Annotated in this window: 17 protein-coding genes; 14 read left to right on the top strand and 3 right to left on the bottom strand. The window is 63.6% G+C overall.

Features of this window, described 5'->3' with window-relative positions; all coding sequences use genetic code 11:
- The first annotated feature begins 89 nt into the window (after window positions 1–89).
- The 5 genes from ACKFR8_RS01950 (at window position 90) to ACKFR8_RS01970 (ending at window position 5,503) form a co-directional block, all read left to right on the top strand.
- The gene (locus tag ACKFR8_RS01950) at window positions 90–1,130 is read left to right on the top strand and encodes a DoxX family protein (RefSeq protein ID WP_408930452.1); all 1,041 of its coding nucleotides are present in this window, start codon (window positions 90–92) and stop codon (window positions 1,128–1,130) included.
- A 146-nt stretch (window positions 1,131–1,276) separates the two neighbouring features.
- Window positions 1,277–1,714: a hypothetical protein gene (locus tag ACKFR8_RS01955; RefSeq protein ID WP_296132645.1), complete on the top strand. Its 438-nt coding sequence runs from the start codon at window positions 1,277–1,279 to the stop codon at window positions 1,712–1,714.
- Window positions 1,711–2,025 (top strand): transcriptional regulator, encoded by a 315-nt coding sequence (locus tag ACKFR8_RS01960; RefSeq protein ID WP_408930453.1) that lies wholly within the window; start codon window positions 1,711–1,713, stop codon window positions 2,023–2,025. The genes ACKFR8_RS01955 and ACKFR8_RS01960 overlap by 4 nt, the downstream gene beginning before the upstream one ends.
- 66 nt (window positions 2,026–2,091) lie before the next feature.
- Window positions 2,092–4,293 (top strand): acyltransferase family protein, encoded by a 2,202-nt coding sequence (locus tag ACKFR8_RS01965; protein WP_408930454.1) that lies wholly within the window; start codon window positions 2,092–2,094, stop codon window positions 4,291–4,293.
- Entirely contained in the window at window positions 4,256–5,503 is a 1,248-nt protein-coding gene (locus tag ACKFR8_RS01970; RefSeq protein ID WP_296132638.1) for a glycosyltransferase family 87 protein, read from the top strand. The genes ACKFR8_RS01965 and ACKFR8_RS01970 overlap by 38 nt, the downstream gene beginning before the upstream one ends.
- On the opposite strand, the gene ilvD is transcribed toward ACKFR8_RS01970, so the two are convergent.
- Window positions 5,437–7,290: a dihydroxy-acid dehydratase gene (gene ilvD, locus ACKFR8_RS01975; protein ID WP_408930455.1), complete on the bottom strand. Its 1,854-nt coding sequence runs from the start codon at window positions 7,288–7,290 to the stop codon at window positions 5,437–5,439. The two genes, ACKFR8_RS01970 and ilvD, sit on opposite strands and share 67 nt — an antisense overlap.
- Before the next feature lie 2 nt (window positions 7,291–7,292).
- Complete coding sequence (locus ACKFR8_RS01980; protein WP_296132632.1) at window positions 7,293–7,826, bottom strand: PH domain-containing protein; 534 nt, start codon at window positions 7,824–7,826, stop codon at window positions 7,293–7,295.
- 319 nt (window positions 7,827–8,145) lie between these two features.
- Here ACKFR8_RS01980 and ACKFR8_RS01985 point away from each other — a divergent pair, with 319 nt between their 5' ends.
- The 9 genes from ACKFR8_RS01985 (at window position 8,146) to ACKFR8_RS02025 (ending at window position 18,522) form a co-directional block, all read left to right on the top strand.
- Window positions 8,146–9,969, top strand: coding sequence for an acetolactate synthase large subunit (locus ACKFR8_RS01985; protein WP_296132629.1), 1,824 nt, complete (start codon window positions 8,146–8,148; stop codon window positions 9,967–9,969).
- Window positions 9,962–10,477, top strand: a complete 516-nt coding sequence (ilvN, locus tag ACKFR8_RS01990) for an acetolactate synthase small subunit (protein WP_296132625.1) — start codon at window positions 9,962–9,964, stop codon at window positions 10,475–10,477. The genes ACKFR8_RS01985 and ilvN overlap by 8 nt, the downstream gene beginning before the upstream one ends.
- Window positions 10,478–10,561: 84 nt before the next feature.
- Window positions 10,562–11,575 (top strand): ketol-acid reductoisomerase, encoded by a 1,014-nt coding sequence (ilvC, locus tag ACKFR8_RS01995; protein ID WP_408930456.1) that lies wholly within the window; start codon window positions 10,562–10,564, stop codon window positions 11,573–11,575.
- Between the two features lie 167 nt (window positions 11,576–11,742).
- A complete protein-coding gene (locus ACKFR8_RS02000) occupies window positions 11,743–13,536 on the top strand; it encodes a GmrSD restriction endonuclease domain-containing protein (protein WP_296132619.1) in 1,794 nt (597 codons plus the stop codon).
- On the top strand, window positions 13,526–14,428 hold the full coding sequence (locus ACKFR8_RS02005) for a hypothetical protein (RefSeq protein ID WP_408930457.1): 903 nt from the start codon (window positions 13,526–13,528) through the stop codon (window positions 14,426–14,428). The genes ACKFR8_RS02000 and ACKFR8_RS02005 overlap by 11 nt, the downstream gene beginning before the upstream one ends.
- 45 nt (window positions 14,429–14,473) lie before the next feature.
- Complete coding sequence (gene serA / locus ACKFR8_RS02010) at window positions 14,474–16,060, top strand: phosphoglycerate dehydrogenase (RefSeq protein WP_408930458.1); 1,587 nt, start codon at window positions 14,474–14,476, stop codon at window positions 16,058–16,060.
- Window positions 16,061–16,172: 112 nt separating this feature from the next.
- On the top strand, window positions 16,173–17,192 hold the full coding sequence (locus tag ACKFR8_RS02015; RefSeq protein ID WP_408930459.1) for a 3-isopropylmalate dehydrogenase: 1,020 nt from the start codon (window positions 16,173–16,175) through the stop codon (window positions 17,190–17,192).
- A gap of 95 nt (window positions 17,193–17,287) precedes the next feature.
- Complete coding sequence (locus tag ACKFR8_RS02020) at window positions 17,288–18,097, top strand: fumarylacetoacetate hydrolase family protein (protein ID WP_408930460.1); 810 nt, start codon at window positions 17,288–17,290, stop codon at window positions 18,095–18,097.
- Between the two features lie 194 nt (window positions 18,098–18,291).
- Entirely contained in the window at window positions 18,292–18,522 is a 231-nt protein-coding gene (locus ACKFR8_RS02025; protein WP_408930461.1) for a hypothetical protein, read from the top strand.
- Here the strand turns inward: ACKFR8_RS02025 and ACKFR8_RS02030 are convergent.
- Complete coding sequence (locus ACKFR8_RS02030; RefSeq protein ID WP_408930462.1) at window positions 18,490–19,593, bottom strand: isochorismate synthase; 1,104 nt, start codon at window positions 19,591–19,593, stop codon at window positions 18,490–18,492. The genes ACKFR8_RS02025 and ACKFR8_RS02030 overlap by 33 nt on opposite strands.
- Between the last annotated feature and the right edge of the window lie 35 nt (window positions 19,594–19,628).

A 19,628-nucleotide genomic window follows, 5' to 3' on the forward strand; every position in this document is an offset into this window, starting at 1 on the left:
GTGTCAACAATGGTGATGGTACGCCTTTCCGGCTCGCCGCGCCGATGCGGATGCACAAAATCGGCGCTGAACTGCCTTAAGTTGTAGGTATGAGCGATAAGAACGTGCCCGACAAAGCCACCGACCTTGACGATGATCTCCCGACCTACGATGGCAGTGCTACCTCTGCGAAGGATGCTGTAAAGAATTCTGAAAAGACGTCCAACTCTGTAAAGGTGTCCAGCCAGGACGTTGACGATGCCACCAGTGCTGACGCGGTGGAGGAAAAGCCCAAGAAGAGCCGCCTTTTCCAGCGTGCTGGCCGTGCCGAGCCGAAGGTGATTAAGCCGAAGCCGGCCGAACCGGCGCCCGCCCTAGAGCCGGAGGTAGACACTGTGGGGTCCGCGGAGTCTACGGAGTCCACGGAGCGTGTGGATGCCGCAGACTCTACCGAGACCCGCGCCTTTGAAAGCCCATCGACGGCAAAGTCTTCCGCCGTCGCGGACAAGGAGTCTCTGGAGACCACCGCCTTCCCGAGCGCGGAGCCGGCCGAGGTGGAGCCCGCGGCCGTGGCGATCGACGAGGACGATGAGGTGGAGGAGCGCGGGACTACCCGCGCCGAGGTGCAGCCGGCGCGCCGCGGCACCATCGACTTCGGCCTGCTGTTCGTGCGCCTGGCGCTGAGTGCCTACTTGCTGGTGGCCGGTGCGTCGACCTTCTTCAAGCTCGGCGGCAACGAAGGCCTGTCCGGTTTGGAGAACGAGTTTGGTGACTACACCATGGCCTCCGCCCTGGCTATCGGTGTGCCTACCGTCCAGCTGATTGCCGGTGCCTTCTTGCTGCTGGGCCTGGTGACCCCGCTGGCCGCGATGTTTGGCCTTATTGTCACTGGCTTCGCGGCTATCCACGGCCTGTACGCCTCCGGCGCTGGGTTTGACGTGTTTGCGTGGGACGAGTCTGTCTGGCTTGGCCTCGTGCTCTTTGTTATTGCTGTGGCCCTGCAGTTTACCGGCCCGGGCTTTATCTCCCTAGACTTCAACCGTTCGTGGACTCGCCGCCCGCTGGCCACATCCTGGGTCTTTGTTGTCATTGGCATCGCAGCTCTTGTTGCCGTCTGGTGGTTTGGCGCAGGGGTCAACCCGCTGAGCTAAACCTCGTTTCAGAGCTTCCCATGCGCTAAATAGCTCCCCACACCTGCAGGTATAGGTCAAGCCTTGTTGTTTTCCATCTTGTAAAGTAAGTTGGTTTCCGCAAAGGAAAACATGGTGATCCGAGCCGTGGAAAAGGAGCCTTAGTCGTGCAAAATCAGGATATACAGGAAGCGCTCGCATTTGAGGAGCGGCAACACAAAGCCGCGGCCAAGCGGCCGCCCGTGTGGGCGAACCTGATGGTGGCGGGGGCATATGGTGCGTGGTTTGCCTATATGTGGATCAAGGTTGATGTCCACCCGCTCGTCCTTGTAGGTGGGCTTCTGCTTATTCTCGGTCTACTGGTGGGGCTAGCTTTCTTTTATCGCACAGGGGTTCGGGATTCGATGCGTCAGAAGGTGGATCCTCATGCTTCCCGTAGCGTTACGCGGCGCTACTACGCAGGTTTAGGGTTTTTGTTCTTACCGGCGCTCTTCGGGCCCTTCGTTGAAGGTCACCTCGTAGCCTCGTGCATTGCAGGTGTCCTCTGTGCCGCGGCGGCCTTCTGGACGCTGCACACGGGCGCGCTGGATAGGATGCCGCGATGAATGAACTTGATCCGGTCATCCACCCGCTCAACCGCTTCAAAATTTGTGCCACGCTCACTGCGTTTGGAGCCACGCAGGGCGGGGAGGTAAACCGCGAGATGAAGTTCGCCGTGCTGCGTGACCGCACAGAGCTTTCCGACGCCACCCTGTCCAAGCAGCTGGGCGCCCTCGAATCCGCTGGGTACGTCACGCGCTTCCGCCAGTACGGCACCAGCCGAGCCAAGGATTCGGTGTGGGTGGCGCTTACGGAGTCTGGCAAAGCGGCCTTCGGCGGGCACCTGGCGGCGCTTAAGGAGTTGGCGGGGGACTAAAACCACCACTTCGGAGGTGCGTCCGATGAAGGAATTTCCGAGCATATGTCCTAGGATTTAGGGGCTATGCCGAAATCATCCACCTATCGCACGGACATTGACGGGCTGCGAGGCTTGGCCATCGCGCTGGTCGTGGTCTTTCACGTCTTCGTTGGCAAGGTCTCGGCGGGCGTGGATGTTTTTCTCCTTATCGGCGGTGTTTTCTTCTTCGGGCCGCAGATCCGCAATGCCTTCAACCCCCAGGGACTTACTCCGGTCCAGGCGATCATCCGCATGCTGCGCCGGCTCTTCCCGGCCCTGGTAGTGACAGTTGCTGTCACGCTGGTGCTGGCGCTGCTGGTCTTTCCGCCGACACGGTGGGGCAGGGAGGGCCGCGAGGCGCTGAGCTCTCTGGCCTATATCCAAAATTTTGCCCTGGCGGCCGCCGGGCAGGACTACGCCGCCATCGGCCAAGACGTGAGCACCTACCAGCATCTGTGGTCCATGTCGGCCCAGTTGCAGATCTACATCGGCTCCCTGTTCGTCATCTTTCTTTTCGCCGCCGCGTTCCGGAGCGTCGGCCGCGAGAAGGGGGAGGCCGCAGGTCGCCGCGCGGCGCACTGGATGCTCGGCTTGGCTACCGCGGCAAGTTTTGTGTATGCGATCTACCTGCATGGCGTCGACCAGGGCACGAACTACTACTCGCCGCTGAGCCGCTTCTGGGAGATCGGACTGGGCGGCCTGCTGGGGCTGTGGCTGACGCAACCCGGCACTCAGCGCATGGCGGGCGCCGCCGGGGACGGGCGCAGTCGCACAGATTGGAGCCTCATCGGCCTTGTCCTCATCTTGGCCACGGGCGTGGTCATGGACGGCGCGCAGCAGTTCCCGGGCCCGGCCACTCTCATGCCGCTGGCAGGTGCCGCACTGATCATTACCGTCGGTCCCTCGTCTCTCATGGGCCGCATGCTGACAACCTCGCCATTCCAGTTCTTAGGCCGTATCTCCTATAGCCTCTACCTGTGGCACTGGCCGCTGCTGGTGCTCGTGACCTACCTGCTGAGCGGGGGAGAGTCCAACCGTGATGGCAAGGGAATCCTGGCCGCCGCCGGCACTACTCGCGGGGTCGTGGCAGGCATCGGCGTCATCGTTGTCTCCCTGGTGCTGGCGTGGCTCACGCTGCGCTTCATCGAAACGCCCACCCGGCAAAAGGCCAAGCCCGCGGAGCGCTCCTGGGTTCCGGGGCGGCTAATGGGCAAGGAGCTGGCGGCGTCGGCAGGCGTGGCAGTGCTGACGGTGGGAACCGTGGGAATGGCTGCCTGGGCACAGCCCTCGGCGGTGACGGAATCCAGCCCGAGTGCTAGTGCGACTGCCACCAACGAGTACCCGGGACCGGATGCGCTCCTGCGCGGGGTCAGCGCCTCGCCCCAGGATCCGGTGCCGAATGTGCTTAACCCCATCGAGTCCTTCTACCCGGCCTCACACGACGATGGCTGCACGGCCTTGTTCGACGACGAGGAACCCATCCTGACGCACGACCAGAATGCGGACTCCACGCCGTGCGCCTACGGTGACGTGGATTCCCCGCGCACGATGTACCTGTTTGGCAATTCGCATGCCGATCACATGCTGCCCGCGCTGGACATCGTGGGCGAGGACCAAGGAATCCGCATTATCCCGCTGCTGAAGATGGGGTGCTTCCCGGGCGGCGAGCCGAAGCGCTCCGATGGCGTGGACTACCCCGAGTGCGCTACCTGGACCGAGGCGGCGCTTAAACACATGGAAGAGAATCCCTCCACGGACGGGGTCTTCCTCATTTCCACGCAGCCGGCCCCAGGTAGTTTGGGCCCGGAGCAGACCCCAGTGGGCCTGCGCGGAGTGGTCGAGCGCCTCAACAACGCTGGCATGCCGGTGTGGGGCTTGCGCGATGTTCCCTGGCCGCATAACGCAGCTGGCCCCTTAAACGTGCGCGATTGCGTGGCGGCCGGGGGATTCATCCCGGGAGATCCGCTGCTCGATTGCGGCACGGCGCGCGAGGATTCACTGCAAGCAGAAAACCCAGCGCCGGGCGTACTGGCCGGTTTGGACGTGACCCACATGGACCTCACGCACGCGATGTGCGGGTCGGAGCGCTGCCCCGGTGTCATCGGCAATGTGCTGGCGTATCGCGATTCCTCACACCTGACGAACAAGTACGCGGCAATGCTGAGCGACGAGCTGGAGCGTCAAATGTTCGGTGGTACGCTACCTAGCAATGAACCTGTTGAAGAACCTGCTCCCGCCGGCGCCTGACCCGGACTGGCGGGGCCCGGCAACCCGGTTGCTGTACCTCGTTGCCGGTTTCATGGCTTTCGGGGCCGTGGTGTGGTCCCCGGCTGGGACCAGCGGCTCCGATTTCGACCCCATTTGGTACGCAGTGGAGAAATACGTCCATGGCCGTCCGGTCTATGACGAGGACTACTCCACGCTAGACCCGCACTATCTGTACTCGCCGGGGGCGACGTTTTTGCTGGGTCCCATTGGTTGGCTGCCCGGCCGGGACGTTGCCCGCACCATCATGATGTGGCTGGGCGCGGCCTCGATCTTCGCTGCGCTGTGGCTGTTGGCCGCCTCGGTCGCGGCGCGTTATCGCGGCCAAATTTTCGCCGTGTTGGTCATTGCGGCCTGCGCTTTCGATGAACCGGTGCAGAGCACGCTGAGCCTGACCAACATCAACGGCTTCCTCTTCCTCTTGGAAGTGCTGTTCGCGCTGCTCACCGTCAAGCTGCTGGCGCGCGGCTGGCGGGCGGGGCTCAAGTCCTGGGAGGCGGTTGCCGCAGGCGTGATCCTGGGCGTGGCGATGACCATCAAGCCGCAATTTTTAGCACTGGCCGTGGTCTCGCTGCTGGCCGGGCAGCTTACCGTGCTCATCGTGGCCGGCGTATTCATGGTGGTGGTTTTCTCCGCCGGGTGGCTGACCATGGCGCGGCCGCAGGACTACTTTGAGCGCCTCGTGCCGTACCTGGGCCAGGCGCGCGACTATGACAACGGCTCGATTGAGGGCGTGGGCCGCCAGCTGGGCTGGTCAGAAGGCGTTATTAACGCTGCGATTGTGGCACTCCTCGTCGTGGTGGCCATTGCTCTGGTGGCGCTGTGGCGCTATAGGCGCGAGCAACCGGTGGTGTGGGTGTATTGCTCACTGGGCGTGCTGTTTGCCGGCGTGCTTATGTCCACCGGACTCATGCAAGGCTATTACTGCATATGGCTGCTGCCGTTGATCGCCACGGTGGTGATCCCCGGCAGTCCTGCCCGTACCTGGCTTTTTGCGCTGGCTGCGTGGTGCCTGGTCTCGTCCGCGGCGGCGCCGGAGGGCTTGTGGGCGCCGGCGGAGGCCATCTTCCGCTGGCGCTCCTCCCTGGCCTGGGTGGCCGTGCCACTCATCACGGCCTGGATGGCCTACCGGACGAGGCCGTCGACCACGCGCACCGCACCCCGATCTGCGGAGGTCGCCATGGCGGCGTAGGCACGCAGCGCCTTGGTGACCGGCCGGTTGCGGTCCTTCGGAGCCCAGGGGCGCTCGCGCTGTTCCTCGGCGGCGCGACGTCGCTCCAGGACGTCCTCGTCCACATCGAGGGTGAGTTGGCGCTCGCGGATGTTGATGGTGATGGGGTCGCCGTCTTCCACGAGGCCGATGAGGCCGCCGTGGGCAGCTTCGGGGGAGATGTGCCCGATAGACAGGCCGGAGGTGCCGCCGGAGAAGCGGCCGTCTGTAATCAAGGCGCAGGCCTTGCCTAGGCCGGAGCCTTTCAGGAAGGACGTCGGGTGCAGCATCTCCTGCATGCCCGGGCCGCCGGACGGGCCCTCGTAGCGGATAACGATGACGTCGCCGGCCTGGACTTCCTTCTTGAGGATGATGGACACGGCCTCCTCCTGGGATTCCACCACGCGGGCGGGGCCGGTAAACGTCCACAGCTCCTCGTCCACGCCGGCCGCCTTGACGATGGCGCCGTTCGGAGCCAGGTTGCCGCGTAGGACCACTAGGCCGCCGTCGGCGGTGAAGGCGTGCTCGGCATCGTGAATGCAGCCGTTGACGGCGTCGGTGTCAAGCTCGTCCCAGCGGTTGGACTGGGAGAACGGCTCGGTGGTGCGCACGCCACCCGGGGCAGCGTGGAAGAGCTCGAGGGCGGCCTCGGTGGGGGACTCGCCGCGAATGTCCCAGTCATCGAGCCATTCCTCCACGTTGTCGTAGAGGGCGGAGTGCACCTTGAGGTTGAGGTGTCCGGCGCGGCGCAGCTCTCCCAGGATGGCGGGGATGCCGCCGGCGCGGTGCACGTCCTCGATGTGGTACGTGCCGTTGGGAGCCACCTTGGACAGACACGGCACGCGGTAGGAGATCTCGTTGATGTCTTCCAGCGTGAAGTCCACCTCGCCCTCTTGGGCCGCAGCCAGCGTGTGAAGGATGGTGTTGGTGGAGCCACCCATGGCCATATCCAGCGCCATGGCGTTGGTGAAGGCCTCCTTCGTGGCGATTGCCCGCGGCAGGACGCCGTCGTCCTCCTCGCCGTAGTAGCGCTGGCACATCTCGACGATGGTGCGCCCGGCGTCCTCGAAGAGGCGGCGGCGGAAGGCGTGGGTTGCCAGGGTCGTACCGTTGCCGGGAAGGGCGAGGCCCAGGGCCTCGGTGAGGCAGTTCATGGAGTTGGCGGTGAACATGCCGGAGCAGGAGCCGCACGTGGGGCAGGCGGATTCCTCCACCTGGGCCAGGCCGGCATCAGAGACATCCTCGCTAGCTGAGGCCGTAATGGCCGTAATCAGATCCGTCGGAGCATGGGCGACGCCATCGACGACGACGGCCTTGCCGGCCTCCATCGGGCCGCCCGAGACGAAGATAGTGGGGATATTGAGGCGCAGCGCGGCATTGAGCATGCCCGGGGTGATCTTGTCGCAGTTAGAGATACACACCAGGGCGTCGGCAGTATGGGCGTTGACCATGTACTCGATGGAATCGGAGATGATCTCGCGCGAAGGCAGAGAGTAGAGCATGCCGCTGTGACCCATGGCAATGCCGTCATCGACAGCAATGGTGTTGAACTCCTTGGGCACGCCGCCGGCCTCCCGCACGGCGGCGGTCACGATATCGCCGACGTTTTTGAGGTGGACGTGGCCGGGTACGAACTGGGTATACGAGTTGGCGATGGCAACAATTGGCTTGCCAAAGTCGTTCTCCTTGGTGCCGGTGGCGCGCCAGAGGGCGCGGGCGCCAGACGCCTGGCGGCCGACGGTAGTGACTTTGGAGCGCAGGGGATACATGATTAATCCTTCAGTTCGGGGTGGGCTTTGAGGTAGGAGGCGTATTCCTCTTGGGAGAGGAGGACTTGCTGGCCGTCGCGGTGGATGATGACCACCTTGTCGTCGGCGGCGTCGCGGCCGGCGGTGAGAGCATCGGGGATGCGACCCCGAGAGGCCTGTGCCAAGCGTGGGAGTGAATTAAAAGTCACGCCGGGCAGGTTGAGGGTCTTGCCCGCAGCGGTGCGGGCGAAGGCGCGGGAGCGCTGGAACCCGATTCCCCGGAAGGTGTCCCACCCGATGTGTACGGGGCCGCGGAAACCGTAGGTGATGTCGATGCCCTTCTCGCTCACGACGGTCCGCGCGCGCAGCACCCACCAGATGGCGAGCGCTGGGAAGATAAGTACCCAGGCCAGGTATTTCGGCGCCCAGCCGATGCTTAAGAAGGCGATGGCGGCTAGTAGTCCGATGCCCAGGAGGTGCTCGCGCGTGGGCTTGAAAACCTCGGCCGTGGAACGGCCTGAGGGCTGGGACGCTTTCTGCGGGTGTGAGGACGTCATAACAGGCCATCGTAATTGACAGTGCGACGCGGTGGCGACATGCCCCGTTGATGCCGCGCCTCATAATGTTTCATAACTTGGGATTTAAATCTCAAAAATCTGGTTTTAGTTATGCAAGGGCCACCTATAGGTGTATAGTTTGTCACATGATGAATATTCGACTTCTTCCTGTGGTATCAACGCGGCGCGTGCCGTAGTGGCTCACTAGGTGACGTCGACAAGCAAGCGCCCTCGCCGCCTTCCCTATAGAAGGTGAGACGGGGGCTTTGCTTTTTCATCAATTTCTCCGAATAACACTTCAGTAAGGAGTACACCTATCGTGGCAGCTTCCACACCGCCAACGCAGAAACCCGAACGAATTACGGGCGCACAGGCAATTGTCCGTACCCTTGAAGACCTTGGCACCGAAGTTGCCTTCGGTATTCCCGGAGGTGCCATCCTTCCGTTCTACGATGCTCTGTCTGAATCCACGACTCTGCGACACGTACTGACACGCCATGAGCAGGGTGCCGGCCACGCTGCCGAGGGCTATGCCCAGGCCAGCGGCAAGGTCGGCGTCATGATCGCCACCTCCGGCCCGGGTGCAACCAACCTGGTCACCCCGCTGGCCAACGCCAACCTGGACTCCACTCCGGTCGTGGCCATCACCGGTCAGGTGGGCACCTCGCTGCTGGGTACCGATGCCTTCCAGGAGGCCGATATTCGCGGCGTGGCCATGCCGATCACCAAGCACAGCTTCATGGTTAAGGACGTCAATGACATCCCGGCGGCGATTGCTGCCGCGTTCCACCTGGCCTCCAGCGGTCGTCCCGGCCCGGTCCTCGTGGACATCCCGAAGGACGTGCAGAACGCCCACATGGACTACACTGGAATTTCTGAGATGCCCCTGCCGGGCTACAACCCGGTGACGACGCCGGAGTCGAGCGAGATCGCCAAGGCGGTGGAGCTCATCGCCCGCGCCGAGCGGCCGATTCTCTACATTGGCGGCGGTGTGGTCAAGGCCGGCGCTACCCGCGAGCTGATCGAATTTGCGGAGCTGACCGGCATCCCGGTGACTACCACCCTGATGGCGCTCGGCGCTTTCCCGGAGTCCCACCCGCAGCACCTGGGTATGGCCGGCATGCACGGCACCGTGCCCGCCGTGGCGGGCCTGCAGCGCTCGGACCTCATTATTGCCATCGGCGCTCGCTTCGACGACCGCGTGACCGGTGATACCTCTACCTTCGCCCCGGAGGCCGAAGTTATTCACGCTGACATCGATCCGGCGGAGTTGGGCAAGATCCGCGAGGCCGCAGTGGGGATCGTGGGCGATGCCCGCGAGGTCCTGGCGCAGCTCACGGAGGCCTACCGCGGTAAGTCTGCACCGGACATTGCGGAGTGGATGGACTACCTGCGCGATCTGCAGAAGCGTTTCCCGCGCGGCTACGAGAGCACCTCGGATGGCCTGCTCAACCCGCAGCACGTCCTGGAGGAGCTCAGCGCCCAGGTGGGTCCGGAGGCAATCTACTGCGCCGGCGTGGGTCAGCACCAGATGTGGTCCGCCCAGTTCCTTGACTTCGAGCACCCCCGTACCTGGGTCAACTCCGGCGGCGCGGGAACCATGGGCTACGCCGTGCCGGCTGCCCTCGGAGCCAAGGCTGCGTGCCCGGATAAGGAAGTCTGGGCTATCGATGGCGATGGCTGCTTCCAGATGACGAATCAGGAGCTGACCACCGCTGCCGTGGAGGGTCTGCCGGTCAAGGTGGCTGTGATCAACAACGGCAACCTGGGCATGGTCCGCCAGTGGCAGACGCTGTTCTACGACCAGAACTACTCCAACACCAAGCTGCGCGAGCGCGACGAGTACATTCCTGACTTTGTCCAGCTCAGCGAGGCGCTGGGCTGCGAGGCAATTCGCGTGACGAAGGAAGAGGAAATCATCCCGGCGATTAAGCGCGCGCGGGAGATCAACGACCGCCCGGTGGTCATTGACTTTATCGTGGGGCAGGACGCCCAGGTGTGGCCGATGATTTCCGGTGGCTCCTCCAACGAGGAGATTCAGTACGCGAAGGGCCTGCGCCCGCTATTCGACGACGACGAGTCCGCGGCCGAGACACCGGCCGACATCGACGACACTCTCGAGGAGGCCGAGAACAATGGCTAAAGACGATATCTCCCGCCACACCCTGTCGGTCCTGGTCCAGGACATCGAAGGCATCATCTCCCGCGTCACCGGTATGTTCACCCGTCGCGGCTACAACCTGGTGTCCCTGGTCTCTGCGCACACGGAGACCGAGGGGATTAACCGCCTGACCATCGTGTTGGATTCGACCGATGCCTTGGCGGAGCAGGTGGCCAAGCAGCTCAACAAGCTGGTCCCGGTGCTCAAGGTGGTGGAGCTCGAGCAGGAGCACACCATCGCGCGCGCCATCGTGCTGATTAAGGTCACGGCGAACAATGCCAACCGCACGCAGGTGGTCGAGGCCGCCAAGCTTTTCCGCGCTCACGTCGTGGACGTGGCCCCGGAGTCCGTGGTTATCGAGGCCACCGGTACGCCGTCGAAGCTGCGGGCGCTACTCGATATCTTGGAGCCCTTCGGTATCCGCGAGCTGGTGCAGTCCGGCCACGTAGCACTGGAGCGCGGTCCGCAGGCGTTCGCACTGTCGGAATAAATATCTCATATTATGGGCACAGTGTCCCATATTGTGATACAACGGAGTCAGCACATTCGCACACCAGAGTAAGGATTGAGCATCATGGCTATTGAAACTCTCTATGATTCCGACGCCGACCTGTCCATCATCCAGGGCCGTAAGGTGGCCATCATCGGCTACGGATCCCAGGGGCACGCTCACGCGATGAACCTGCGTGATTCCGGCGTTGAGGTGGTCATCGGTCTGCGTGAGGGTTCCAAGTCCCGCCAGAAGGCGGAGGAAGCCGGCTTTAAGGTCCTGTCTACTGCAGACGCTGCCAAGGAGGCCGACGTCATCATGGTCCTGGCGCCGGATACCTCCCAGGCGGACATCTTTAGCCAGGACATCGAGCCGAATCTGGAAGCGGGCAACGCCCTCTTTTTTGGCCACGGCCTCAACATCCACTTCGGCCTGATCAAGCCGGCGGACAACATCACCGTCGGCATGATTGCCCCCAAGGGTCCGGGCCACTTGGTCCGCCGCCAGTTCGTCGACGGCAAGGGCGTTCCGTGCCTCATCGCGACCGAGCAGGACCCGCAGGGCGAAGGTCGCGAGCTGACTCTGTCTTACGCCGCCGCTATCGGTGGCGCGCGTGCCGGCGTTATCCCCACCACCTTCAAAGATGAGACCGAGACCGACCTGTTCGGTGAGCAGGCCGTCCTGTGCGGTGGCGTGGAGTTCCTCATCATGAAGGGCTTTGAGGTCCTCACCGAGGCCGGCTACGAGCCGGAGATGGCCTACTTCGAGGTCTGCCACGAGATGAAGCTCATCGTTGACCTCATCGTTGAGGGCGGTATCCAGAACATGAACTACTCCTGTTCTGACACCGCAGAGTTCGGCGGCTACCTCTCCGGCCCGCGCATCATCGATGACTCGGTGAAGGAGCGCATGAAGGACGTCCTGGGTGACATCCAGGACGGCACCTTTGTCAAGCGCCTCGTTGCCAACGTGGAGGGTGGCAACAAGGAGCTGGAGGACCTGCGCGCGAAGGTGAACAACCACCCGATCGAGCAGACCGGTACCCAGCTGCGTGACCTGATGAGCTGGGTCAAGAACCCGCTGGACGCCACTGCTTAAACGAGCTGCGTCACGGTTTCACTGAAAGTCCTTCTCACTGGATTAGATTCCGGTGAGGGGGACTTTTCCTATGGGTGGGCGGGAAGGCGTGGGGAAGGGGCGATGCAGATTAGTGATATACGCACACAAACGGGCATATTCTCACATCGACGGGTAGTCTCAGAAGCATGGGTTTCACAACGCCAAGCTATGACCTCAACGACCTCTTCGCCCGCATTGACCGCGGTGATATCCAGCTCCCGGATTTTCAGCGCGCCTACGCGTGGGATGAGGATCGTATTCGTTCTCTCCTCGTTACTGTCCTGCGCGGCTATCCCGTCGGTGCCTTCATGGCCCTGGACACCCGCAACGAAGCCATGCGCTTCCGCCCCCGCGCGCTGGCCGGCGCGCCCGATACCGGTGTAAACCCGGGCCTGCTGTTGCTGGATGGACAGCAGCGCCTGACCACGCTGTATCACTGCTTCCGCGGGGATGGTTACGTGGACACCACCGACTTCCGCTCCAAGAAGGTCTCTCGTAAGTACTACGTGGACCTGCGCAAGGCCGCGTCCGAGGACATCATGCCGGACGAGGCAGTCTTCGCCGTCAACCAGCACGGTGACCTGCGCTCCCACTTTGCACCGGATATCGAGGGCGCCATCACCAGCCGTGAGACCGCAGTCAACGAATGCTGCATCCCGGTGTCGGCCCTGTTGAGCGAAGAGGGCACGAGCATGATCTTCGAGCTTGCCGCCGCCAACGACGGGGCGTACCGCGATGCCGTGGCCGCCTTCAACAACCGCATCCTGCGCCCGCTGTCCGGCTACACCGTGCCGATGATCCGCCTGTCGCGCGAAACGGCCCGTTCCGGTATCGGTTCCATCTTCGCGCAGGTTAATTCCGCGGGCTTGCAGATGGACGTCTTCGATCTGCTCACCGCCGTGTTCGCGTCGGAGGACCCGGACTTCCACTTGGCGGATGACTGGGCAGCCGCGGAGAAGCAGCTGCGCGTTTCCCCGGCGCTCGACGGCATTGGCCGCAACGAGTTCCTGTCCGCCGTCTCACTGCTGGTGTCCAGCGAGAAGGGCAACGCCGGCGGACAGCGTGAGGACATCCTGCAGCTGTCCCTGGCGGAATACCGTGAGGCATCTCAGACCCTGGTTATCACCTTCAAGGAGGTCGCGGAGTTCCTGGCTGAGCGCTGCATCCTGTCGCTCGCGCAGGTGCCCTACAGCGAGCAGATTATCCCGCTGGCGGTCATCCTGGCTCGCCTGGCCAAGCGCAGCGGCGTGCTATCCAAGCAGGATGCGTGGAACCGTCTCAACCAGTGGTTCTGGAGCGGCGTATTCGGTGAGCTGTACGGCTCCGCGGCGGTTCGCCTGCGCGCCGGCCGCGACGTGGACGAGGTCACCCCGTGGGTCGCGGGTGAGACCGAAGAGGTGCCGAAGACGGTACGTGACGCGTCCTTCCGCGAGTCCCGCCTGCTCTCCGTCGGCGAAAACGACGGCGTGTGGCACGGCCTCTACGCCTTGCTCATGTCCCGCGGCGCGAAGGATTGGCGCACCGGCCAGCCCTTCAACCGCCGTACGTTTACTGATCTGCAGCCGGGCTTTTTCCCCATCTTCCCGCTGGGCTGGTGCCAGCGCCATGGCGTGAGCCCCGTCTTGGCCAACTCCGTGCTCAACCGCACCCCGATGGGCAAGCGCACCGAGGTCGTGCTGGACGGGCACTCGCCGGAGCGCTACCTGCCGCGCGTGCAGTCTAAGTCCATCATGGAGGACGCAGAGTTCGACAGCGTTCTCGCGTCGCACGACCTTGACCCGGAGCTGCTGACCTCCAAGACCGCGTACCAGTTCTTCGCGGACCGCCGCGAGCGTTTCGTGGGCATGGTGGAATACGCGCTCGATAAGGCAGTGGTGCGCGATGTTGATGAGGCCAACCTGTCCGGTGGTGAAGAGGGGCCGCAGGCATTTGCGCGGTAGCCCATTTCTAGCCCTGCTCGCGGCGCTGGCCGTGGGCGGGGGAGCGCTGAGCGGTTGTTCCACGTACGGGCGCGGCGAGCCGCTGGTCACGCAGGAGATTACGGACGTCCCCGACGCCGACATTGATCTCGATCGCGCGAGCGAGGAGAACCGCCTGCGGCTGATCGATCCCAGATTCGATCACATGGTGGCCGTCTTCGACGACACGACGGGCATGGAAAGCGCCAGGCTGTTGTTCCAGGAGTCCAACACGCTGATTATTGCGGCGGATTCGGACGCGGCGTCGCTCAGGGCGGCGTCGCTCAGCGTGGCCCAACGCGTGCCAATGGTGACCTACAGCGATGACATCCGCACGGACATTGCGGAACTGGCCACTGACCTGGGCGTCAGACAAATCGTCGTGGTAGGCAACGTGCCGTGGGCTAGCCACTCCGGGGAGTGGGAGGTGGTGCAGGACCCCGGCAACACGAAGGCGCTGGGTGAGTACACGGCCTTCCGGTTCACCTCCAAGGTGGTCAAGGATCCCTCCCGCATGGTGGACAACATTGCGCACCTCGACGCCAATGCCCACACCGAATTGAAGGCGGCGTGGGAGCCTCTTGAACAGCACCTGAGCAAGGAGAAGATGCCGGCGATCCCGGCCCAAGCTCGGCGCGACGCCCAGATGGCTCCCGTGATGGTGGCGACGGCGAACAGTCCGTTGGCCAATGTGGCCAACGCCAACGCGTACGGAGCTACGGTGATGGTCATGCCGGATCCGGATCCGTCGGCCACCAAGGTAGGTGCGGCGATGACTGCGGGTCTGGCGAAGGGGCCGATCGTGGCGCTGGGCCCAGAATTTGGTTCGGTGACAGATTTTACGCATAAAATCGCTCGAGGCTGGAAAGAATAAACTACACTTCACGGCATCCTATTCATCCCTCAACTGAAGGAATCTATGTCGAAGCCGGTCGTCCTCATTGCAGATAAGCTCGCCGAATCCACCGTCACCGCCCTGGGAGAATCCGTCGAGGTCCGCTGGGTAGACGGCCCGAACCGCGCGGAGCTGTTGGCGGCGGTTCCAAAGGCGGATGCGCTGCTCGTGCGTTCTGCCACGACTGTCGACTCCGACGTGTTCGCCGCGGCTCAAAAGCTCAAGGTTGTTGGCCGGGCCGGCGTGGGGCTGGACAACGTGGACATCCCGGCCGCCACCGAGCGGGGCGTCATGGTGGTCAACGCGCCGACCTCGAATATTCACTCGGCCTGCGAGCAGGCTATCGCCCTGCTCCTCGCCACCGCGCGCCAGGTCCCGGCGGCAGATCAGTCGCTGCGGCAGGGCGAGTGGAAGCGTTCCGCCTTCAAGGGAGTGGAGATCTTTGGCAAGACCATTGGCATCGTCGGTTTTGGGCACATTGGCCAGCTCTTCGCCCAGCGCCTCCAGGCCTTTGAAACGACGGTGATCGCGCACGATCCCTACGCCAACCCAGCCCGCGCGGGCGCACTGGGTGTGGAGCTGGTGAGCTTGGATGAGCTCATGATGCGCTCGGACTTCGTGACTATTCACCTGCCCAAGACTCCGGAGACTGCCGGCATGTTTGATGCCGAGCTGCTGGCCAAGGCCAAGCAGGGGCAGATCATCATCAACGCCGCGCGCGGCGGACTCGTGGATGAGCAAGCTCTGGCGGAGTCCATCAAGGCGGGGCACCACCGCGGCGCGGGCTTCGACGTCTACGCCACCGAACCCTGCACGGATTCCCCGCTTTTCGAGCTCCCGCAGGTCACCGTGTCCCCGCACCTAGGCGCTTCCACCGTGGAGGCCCAAGACCGCGCCGGAACGGACGTTGCGGCCTCCGTACTCAAGGCCCTAGCCGGCGAGTTTGTGGCGGATGCCGTCAATGTGGAAGGCGGCAAGGTGGGCGAGGAGGTCGCCGGCTGGTTGAACCTTACCCGCAAACTGGGCCTGGTTGCCGGCGGCCTGCTGGGATCGGCGCCAGTGGCGGTGGAGGTGGAGGCCTGCGGTGAGCTCGCCACCGAGGACGTCTCCGCCTTGGGTCTGTCTGCCGTCCGCGGTCTGTTCTCCGGGGTGGTGTCTGAGTCCGTCACCTTCGTCAATGCCATGCAGATTGCGGAAAGCCGGGGAGTGAGCGTTGATGTGAAAACCAACGTGGAGTCCAAGGGGCACCGCTCTTCCGTCGTGGTAAAGATTATCGGCTCGGGCGGCGAGGTGTCGCAGCTAACGGGTGCGTTGATTGGTATCGACGGCGTGGAGAAGTTTATCCGCATCAACGGCCGCGGCGTAGACATGCGCGCGACGGGCCGTAACCTCTTCTTCTCCTACAAGGACGCCCCGGGTGCACTGGGCACGGTGGGTACGAAGCTGGGCTCGGCCGGCATCAACATTGTTGCTGCAGCACTGACCCAGGGCAAGAAGGTCGATGACGCTGTCCTTATCCTGCGCGTGGAACGCAAGGTGCCGGAGGAGCTCATCGAGGACATCAACGCCGCGCTGGGTGCGAGCTGCTACCAGCTCGATCTCGACGCTTAAGTAGTCTTTCCGGCTGCTGCGTTGGTGCGCAGAGTTCTCAGAGTTGCTGATCTGCCGCGGCCTAGCTGGTACGCTCGCAAGTATCCAATATGTGAGAGGGGGATTCCACAATATGAAACTTGCAGTGATTGGCGGCGACGGTATCGGACCGGAGGTCACCGCGGAGGCGCTCAAGGTTCTGCGCGCCGTACGCGCGGATATTGAGGTCACCGATTACGACCTGGGGGCGCGGCGCTACCTGCGCAACGGAGAGCTGCTCACCGCGGAGGACCTGGCCTCCCTGCGCGAGCACGACGCCATCCTGCTCGGTGCTATCGGCGCCCCGGGAAAGGTACCGCCCGGGGTATTGGAGCGCGGCCTGTTGCTGAAGATGCGCTTCGCCCTGGACCATCACGTCAACCTGCGCCCCTCCAAGCTGTATCCCACGACCACCTCGCCGCTGGCGAACCCGGGGGACATCGATTTCGTCGTGGTGCGCGAGGGCACCGAGGGGCTTTACTGTGGCAACGGCGGAACGCTGCGGGAAGGAACGGAGCATGAGGTAGCCTCCGAGGTCTCCCAGAACACCCGCTATGGCGTAGAGCGCGTGGTGCGCGACGCATTCGAGCGCGCCATGGGGCGCCGCAAGCACGTCACGCTCGTGCACAAGACCAACGTCCTAGTCAACGCCGGTGGGTTGTGGCAGCGCACTGTCGACGAGGTGGCGAAGGACTACCCCGAGGTCACGGTGGACTACAACCACATTGATGCCGCCACCATCTATATGGTCACGGATCCGGGGCGCTACGACGTCATCGTGACCGACAACCTCTTCGGCGATATTCTCACTGACTTAGCCGGCGCCGTCACCGGCGGTATTGGGTTGGCTGCTTCGGGAAATATTGATGCCTCGGGCGCGAATCCCTCCATGTTTGAACCCGTGCACGGTTCCGCGCCGGATATTGCGGGCAAGGGCATAGCAGACCCGACCGCCGCGATTCTGTCCGCGGCCATGCTGCTTCGCCACCTGGGAGACGAGGAGAACGCGGCGCGCGTGGAAGGGGCAGTAGCGCAGGATGTGGCCGCCCGTGGTGAGGACACAGTGCGCACCGTCGAGGTTGGGGACCGGATCGTCGCCGCGCTCGCTGGTTAGCTGGCGAAGTCGCCCGCAAAGCCGCGGGGAATTAGCAGCCTTCACAGTGCGGGCTGGCTCGCGTGTGAAGAAACCTCACGAGTAGGATGTCCGTTATGCGTTTAGGACGAATTGCCCACACTGAAGGAATCTGTTTCGCCATCATCGATGGCCCCGCCGACGCCCCGCTGGACCAGCTGGTGGCCAAGGAGATCGCCGGTACTCCGTTTACCCCGCCAGAGCCCACCGGCCGCGAGTGGCCGCTGAGCCAGGTTCGCCTCTTGGCTCCGACTTTGCCCACCAAGGTGGTCGCCTTGGGGCGTAATTACGCCGACCATGTGGCCGAGGTATTCAAGGAGTCCGCCGAGCACCTGCCGCCGACTATCTTCATCAAGCCGTCGACGGCCGTGGTGGGCCCGGGCGCGCCCATCAAAATTCCGGAGTTCGCCACCAACGTTGAGTTCGAGGGCGAGCTCGCCGTGGTGATCTCCAAGGTGTCGAAGAATATCGATCCGGCGAACTGGCGCGATCACGTTGCGGGCTACACCATCTGCAACGACGTTTCCTCCCGTGACCTGCAGTTTAAGGACGGGCAGTGGGCCCGTGCCAAGGGCATCGACACCTTCTGCCCGCTGGGACCGTGGATCGAGACGGATCTAGACTGCATTGACCTAGAGGATCAGAAGATTAATGCGTATCTGACCCACGAGGGCAAGCGCGAGCAGAAGCAGGACTCGAACACTGACCAGATGATCGTCAAGATGGGCGGCATTCTCGCGGAGATTTCGCAGTCCTACACGTTGCTGCCGGGCGATGTCATCACCACCGGTTCCCCGGCCGGCACCGCCCCCATGGTTCCGGGCGATACCATCGAGATCGAGATCCCCGGGGTCGGCAGCCTCACCAACCCGATCGTAAGGGCCTAACGGGGACGGACACGTCCAGCACCCACAACCACGCTCCAAAGCGTCCCACTGCTGCGGAGATGGAGCAGCGCTACTGCGATACCGAGTATGTATGGTCGGGCAATCCCAACGCTACGCTTGTCGACGCCGCCTCGGGCCTCCATCCGGGGCAGGCGTTCGACATCGGGTGCGGTGAAGGCGCCGATGCGTTCTAGTTGAAGGAACAGGGATGGGATGTCCTCGGCATCGACTTCGCGCCCGGCAGCACCTTGCTCTATGTCCATCACGAGATGGAATCGGACGAGGTGGACATGCCCGCATGGCTGGCGGAAAACCTGTGGGAGCTTAAGGTCGTCACCCTAGAGCGCCGCGCATCACCACACCGACGTGGTGCTGGTGGCTACTCGCCCGGCCTAGAGGCCGAGAGCCTTGAGAATGGTGCGTAGCTTCGCGCTGGTCTCCTGTAGCTCAGCGTCCGGCTCGGAGTCGGCCACGATTCCGCCGCCGGCCCAGGCGCGAGCAGAGAGGCCATCGCCAGCGACTTCCGCGCAGCGAATGGCCACCATGTATTCTCCGTCGCCGGAGTTATCACACCAGCCCACCGCGCCGGCGTAGAATCCGCGGTCAGTTTCCGCGGTTTCAATGAGTGCCTGGGCGGCCTCGGTGGGGGTGCCGCAGATGGCGGGGGTGGGATAGACCAGCTCGGCCAGCTCTAGTGCCGTCATGTCCGGGTTCTTCAGCGTGCCCGCGATAGGCGTGCCCAGGTGCCACATCTCATTGGTGGACATGAGTTCTGGCGTGGTGGGGGCGTCCAGGCTGGTGCACAGCGGCTCTAGGATGCGGCGCAGGTGATCGACAACAAAGGCGTGCTCGCCCAAGTCCTTCTGCGAGTGCTGCAGATCTTTGCCCGCCATGATGTCCCGAGACTTATCGGCGTGGCGCGGCGCGGAACCAGCGAGCGGGAAAGCGGTGACGGTGGAGCCCTGCTTCTTGATGAGCACCTCCGGGGAGGAACCCACGAGCATGGCGCCTGGCCGCCCGGCCGGGGTGAGGTCCGCGATGAAACCATCGCGGTGGGAGGACATATCGATCAGGCGTGCTGCCACGAGCAGCGGGTCCACTGCCGTGAGGAACTCGATGTCCACAGCGCGGGCCAGTACCACTTTGTCCAGCTTGGAGGATTCGATGGTGGCGATGGCCGCCTCGATGCGGCGCAGGTGCTCATCCGGTTCCGGATCGAAGCCGGTGACGCGGGCGCCCAGGGCACCGCGGCGGTAATAGGCGTGGGGCTCCAGCGGACCGTCTTCCCGAATAATCTTCTCGGGCACCGTGAGGGCGGCATCCTCGCCCTTGTGAAAGGGCAATGCGCCGACAACCATCTCCGCCGCGCCGCTGCGCAGGGCGCCCACGGCGTCGTCGACCTGGGTAAACGTCCTGAGTGCGCCTTGGGTGCGCACGGATCCTGTCGCGCGGGACAGGAGGAAGTCAGGGGCAGTAGACGGTCTGCTTTCACACATGACCATCAACTTTAGTTCCTTCGCGCCTGCGCGTT

It is taken from the genome of Corynebacterium axilliensis (assembly GCF_046097495.1).
Classification (GTDB): domain Bacteria; phylum Actinomycetota; class Actinomycetes; order Mycobacteriales; family Mycobacteriaceae; genus Corynebacterium.

Coding starts and splice junctions, on each gene's coding strand:
- ACKFR8_RS01950 (WP_408930452.1), top strand. CDS start 90: ATGAGCGATAAGAACGTGCCCGACAAAGCCACCGACCTTGACGATGAT.
- ACKFR8_RS01960 (WP_408930453.1), top strand. CDS start 1,711: ATGAATGAACTTGATCCGGTCATCCACCCGCTCAACCGCTTCAAAATT.
- ACKFR8_RS01965 (WP_408930454.1), top strand. CDS start 2,092: ATGCCGAAATCATCCACCTATCGCACGGACATTGACGGGCTGCGAGGC.
- ACKFR8_RS01970 (WP_296132638.1), top strand. CDS start 4,256: ATGAACCTGTTGAAGAACCTGCTCCCGCCGGCGCCTGACCCGGACTGG.
- ilvD (WP_408930455.1), bottom strand. CDS start 7,290: ATGTATCCCCTGCGCTCCAAAGTCACTACCGTCGGCCGCCAGGCGTCT.
- ACKFR8_RS01980 (WP_296132632.1), bottom strand. CDS start 7,826: ATGACGTCCTCACACCCGCAGAAAGCGTCCCAGCCCTCAGGCCGTTCC.
- ilvN (WP_296132625.1), top strand. CDS start 9,962: ATGGCTAAAGACGATATCTCCCGCCACACCCTGTCGGTCCTGGTCCAG.
- ilvC (WP_408930456.1), top strand. CDS start 10,562: ATGGCTATTGAAACTCTCTATGATTCCGACGCCGACCTGTCCATCATC.
- ACKFR8_RS02000 (WP_296132619.1), top strand. CDS start 11,743: ATGGGTTTCACAACGCCAAGCTATGACCTCAACGACCTCTTCGCCCGC.
- serA (WP_408930458.1), top strand. CDS start 14,474: ATGTCGAAGCCGGTCGTCCTCATTGCAGATAAGCTCGCCGAATCCACC.
- ACKFR8_RS02015 (WP_408930459.1), top strand. CDS start 16,173: ATGAAACTTGCAGTGATTGGCGGCGACGGTATCGGACCGGAGGTCACC.
- ACKFR8_RS02020 (WP_408930460.1), top strand. CDS start 17,288: ATGCGTTTAGGACGAATTGCCCACACTGAAGGAATCTGTTTCGCCATC.
- ACKFR8_RS02030 (WP_408930462.1), bottom strand. CDS start 19,593: ATGTGTGAAAGCAGACCGTCTACTGCCCCTGACTTCCTCCTGTCCCGC.